Annotated in this window: 4 protein-coding genes; all 4 read left to right on the top strand. The window is 73.1% G+C overall.

Annotated elements, in window-relative coordinates; genetic code table 11:
- Positions 1-92 precede the first annotated feature (92 nt).
- The 4 genes from AB3X43_RS02180 to AB3X43_RS02195 all read left to right on the top strand — a co-directional run bounded on the left by AB3X43_RS02180 (position 93) and on the right by AB3X43_RS02195 (position 3,994).
- The gene (locus tag AB3X43_RS02180; protein WP_369428250.1) at positions 93-881 is read left to right on the top strand and encodes a DUF1365 domain-containing protein; all 789 of its coding nucleotides are present in this window, start codon (positions 93-95) and stop codon (positions 879-881) included.
- Between the two features lie 85 nt (positions 882-966).
- Entirely contained in the window at positions 967-2,187 is a 1,221-nt protein-coding gene (locus tag AB3X43_RS02185) for a class I SAM-dependent methyltransferase (protein ID WP_369428253.1), read from the top strand.
- Entirely contained in the window at positions 2,187-2,738 is a 552-nt protein-coding gene (locus tag AB3X43_RS02190) for a chalcone isomerase family protein (RefSeq protein ID WP_369428251.1), read from the top strand. Before AB3X43_RS02185 ends, AB3X43_RS02190 begins: the two co-directional genes overlap by 1 nt.
- Complete coding sequence (locus AB3X43_RS02195) at positions 2,735-3,994, top strand: MFS transporter (RefSeq protein ID WP_369428252.1); 1,260 nt, start codon at positions 2,735-2,737, stop codon at positions 3,992-3,994. The genes AB3X43_RS02190 and AB3X43_RS02195 overlap by 4 nt, the downstream gene beginning before the upstream one ends.
- Positions 3,995-4,002: the final 8 nt, after the last annotated feature.

Consider the following 4,002-nt stretch of genomic DNA (forward strand, 5'->3'; position numbering starts at 1 on the left):
TACGGTTTCCACGAGGACGGCCTGAAGTCGGGGCTGAACGTGGTGCGTGGCCTGCAGCAGCAATGGACGCACGCCCGTGCGCTGGTGCCTGCATGAACACCGACCTCGGCCCGGTGTGTGCGCTGATCGGGCGCGGCGAGGTGCGCCACACGCGGCTGCGGCCGGTGCGGCGGGCCTTCCGCTACCCGACCTGGTTCCTGCTGCTGCCGATGCGCACGCTGCGCGCGCGGCCCGACCCGGTGCTGGCGCGCAACCGCGCCGGCCTCGTCAGCTTCCACGACGGTGACCACGGCGACGGGGGGCCGGACGCGCTGGCCTGGTTCGAGCGCCTGCTGGCCGACGAGGGCATCACCGACGCCGATGGCGAGGTCTGGCTGCACACCTACCCGCGCGTGCTCGGCTACACCTTCAAGCCGGTGAGCTTCTGGTACGCGCACCGGGCGGACGGCGCGCTGCGCGCCATCGTCGCCGAGGTCAACAACACCTTCGGCGAGCGCCACTGCTACCTGCTGACCGGCACGGCGGCCGAATCCGGCGCACCGCTCGGCTGGGGCCGTGCGCTGCGGGCGGACAAGGTGTTCCACGTGTCGCCCTTCTGTGCCACCGAGGGCGGCTACCGTTTCCGCTTCTTCCGCACGGCCGAGCGCACCGTCGCCCGCATCGACCACGACGACGCCTCCGGCCAGCCACTGCTCCAGACCAGCGTCAGCGGCCAGCTCGCGCCATTGACCCGCCGCGCCTTGCGCCGCGCCTGGCTTGGCAGCCCGCTGCTGACGCTGGGCGTCATGGCGCGCATCCACTGGCAGGCGCTGCAGCTGTGCTGGCAGCGTGTGCCCTTCTTCCGCAAGCCGGTGCCGCCCGCGGCGCTGGTCAGTCGCTGACCCGCAACCGACCGATCGACGAACCATGAACGCTCCCGCCCGAACCGCTTCCGTTTCCGCATCGGCTGTCTGTGCCGGTCTGCCGATGGAGGCCACGCTGGCGCCGATTGCGCCGACACTGCCGGCCGGCGCGCCCGCCGCGGCGCGCGCGGTGTGGCGCCTGCTGCAGACACTGCCCTGCGGCACGCTCGACCTGCAGTGGCCGGACGGTTCGCACGGCCGCGTCGGCCATGGTGCCGAGCCGCACGCGTCGATCGCGGTGCAGGACTGGTCGCTGTTCCCGGCCGTGCTGAAGTCGGGCGACATCGGCTTCGCCGAGACCTTCATCGCCGGTGGCTGGCACACGCCCGATCTGCCCGGCCTGCTGCGGTTCCTGCTGGCCAACCGCGAGGCGGTCGAGCAGCTGATCTTCGGTCGCTGGTGGGGCTCGCTGCTCTACCGCCTGCGCCACCTGCGCAACCGCAACAGCCGCGAGGGCAGCAAGCGCAACATCCATGCCCACTACGACATCGGCAACGCCTTCTACCGGCTCTGGCTGGACGGGACGATGAACTACTCCAGCGCCTGGTTCGACGGTGACCACACGCGGCCGCTGCCCGAGGCGCAGCACGCCAAGGTGCGCCGCGCGCTGCAGCAGGCCCGCGTCGGGCAGGGTGCGCGCGTGCTGGAGATCGGCTGCGGCTGGGGCGCGCTGGCCGAGATGGGCACGCGCGAGTTCGGCGCCCATGTCACCGGCGTCACGCTGTCCACCGAGCAGCTCGCCTGGGCGAACGGACGCATGGCCGCCAACGGCACCGCGCACATGGCCGACCTGCGCCTGCAGGACTACCGCGACATCGCCGATGCGCCGTTCGACGCGGTGCTGTCGATCGAGATGTTCGAGGCGGTGGGGCGCCGCTACTGGCCGTCGTACTTCGAGACGGTGGCGCGCTGCCTGAAGCCGGGCGGGCGGGCCTGCATCCAGAGCATCACGATCCGCGACGACCTGTTCGACCGCTACGTGCGCTCGACCGATTTCATCCAGCAGTACATCTTCCCCGGCGGCCTGCTGCCGAGCGACGCCGAATTCCGCAAGGCGGCTGCACGCGCCGGGCTGGTGGTGGAAGAAGCGATGGCCTTCGGGCCCGACTACGCCGAGACGCTGCGCCGCTGGCGCACGGACTTCCACGCGCAGGCGGAGCAGGTGCGGCGCCTGGGCTTCGACGCCCCGTTCATGCGCACCTGGGATTTCTACCTCGCCTACTGCGAAGCGGCGTTCGACACCGGCAACACCAACGTCGTGCAGTACACACTGCGGCGGCCGTGATGACCACCCGCCGCCAGTCGCTGGCCGCGCTGCCGGGCCTGCTGGCGCTGGCAGCCTCGGCCCAGGGCGTGAACGAGCCTCCCGCCGAGGTCCGCGCGGCGCTGCCCGGTGCGCAGCTGCAGGGGCAGATGCGCTTTCGCTGGCTCGGCCTGACGGTCTACGACACGCGGCTCTGGGTGGCCGGTGAGCCGATCAGCGCGCAGGACTACGCCGGCCGCGCCTTCGCGCTGGAGCTGCTCTACGCCCGCTCGCTCGACGGCGCGCGCATCGCCGAGCGCTCGATCGACGAGATGCGCCGCCTCGACCGCGTCGAGGACCGGCAGGCCGGTGACTGGCGCGCGGCGATGGTGGCGGCGTTTCCGGACGTGGTCAGCGGCGACCGCCTCACGGGGCTGCACCAGCCAGGCCGTGGCGCCCGCTTCTTCCACAACGCCCGCCCGACCCGCGACGTGGCGGACGCCGAGTTCGCGCGGCTGTTCTTCGGCATCTGGCTCTCGCCGCGCAGCCCGGAGCCGGCATTGCGCCAGTCTCTGCTGGGCGTGGCGGGATGAGCGCGGCCACGTCGTCCGGCGCGGCCTACGGCGCGCTCGGGCTGCCGCTGGCGTTCATCGCGCTGCCGCTCCACGTCGTGCTGCCGAACCACTACGCGGGGCAGTTCGGCGTGCCGCTGGCGGCGCTGGGCGGGGTGCTGCTGGCGGTGCGGGCGCTCGATGCGCTGGTGGATCCGTGGATTGGCCGCCGGGTCGATGTGCTGCTGGGCGGGACGATGGCGCGGGTGTGGGCGGTGCTCGGGCTGGCGGCGCTCGTGCTGGTGGCCGGGTTGACCGGGCTGTTCTTCCCGCTGGCGAGCGTGCGCGCGTCGTCCTCGGCGCTGCTGGCCTGGTGCGGCGGGCTGCTGGTGGTGACCTACCTGGCCTACAGCGCCGCCAGCGTGCTGCACCAGACCTGGGGTGCGCGCCTCGGCGGCGGCGATGCGGCGCAGGCGCGCTGGGTCGGCTGGCGCGAAGGGGCGGCGCTGGTCGGCGTGGTGCTGGCGAGCGTGCTGCCGTCGACGGCGGGGCTGCCGGCGATGGTCGGTGTGTTCGTGCTGGCGCTCGGTGTCGCGCTGCTGGCGCTGAGGCGGGCGCCGCAGCCGGTGCGGCGCAGCCAGGTGGCGGCGCCGCTGCCGATGGCCGCACCGTGGCGGGTGGCCGCGTTCCGCAGGCTGATCGCGGTGTTCCTGCTCAACGGCATCGCCAGCGCGGTGCCGGCCACGCTGGTGCTGTTCTTCGTGCGCGACCGGCTGCAGAGGCCGGCGCTGGAAGGGGCGTTCCTCGCGGCGTACTTCGTGGCGGGTGCGGTGTCGCTGCCGTTGTGGGTGCGCGGGGTGGCGCGCTGGGGGCTGGTGCGGAGCTGGGCGGCTGGCATGGCGCTGGCCGTGGGGACCTTCGTCGGCGCGCTGGCGCTGGCGGCGGGCGACACGGGTGGCTTCTTCGCGGTGTGCCTGGCCAGCGGGCTGGCGCTGGGGGCGGATCTGGTGGTGCCGGGCGCACTGCTGGCCGCCGTGGTGCGCCGCAGCGGGCAGGGCGGGGTGGCCGAGGGCGCGTTCTTCGGCTGGTGGAACAGCGCGACCAAGCTCAATCTGGCGCTCGCTGCGGGGCTGGCGCTGCCCGCGCTGCAGTGGGCCGGCTACACACCCGGCAGCCGCGATGCCGACGCGTTGTGGTCGCTGAGCCTGGTGTATGCCGCGCTGCCGTGTGTGTTGAAACTGCTGGCGCTGGGAGCCTTGTGGCGCCTGCGCCGTGTGCTCGAAGGAGAGACTCCATGAACGTCACC

Origin of the sequence: Sphaerotilus sp., assembly GCF_041083715.1 — a bacterium.
GTDB lineage: Bacteria > Pseudomonadota > Gammaproteobacteria > Burkholderiales > Burkholderiaceae_C > Sphaerotilus.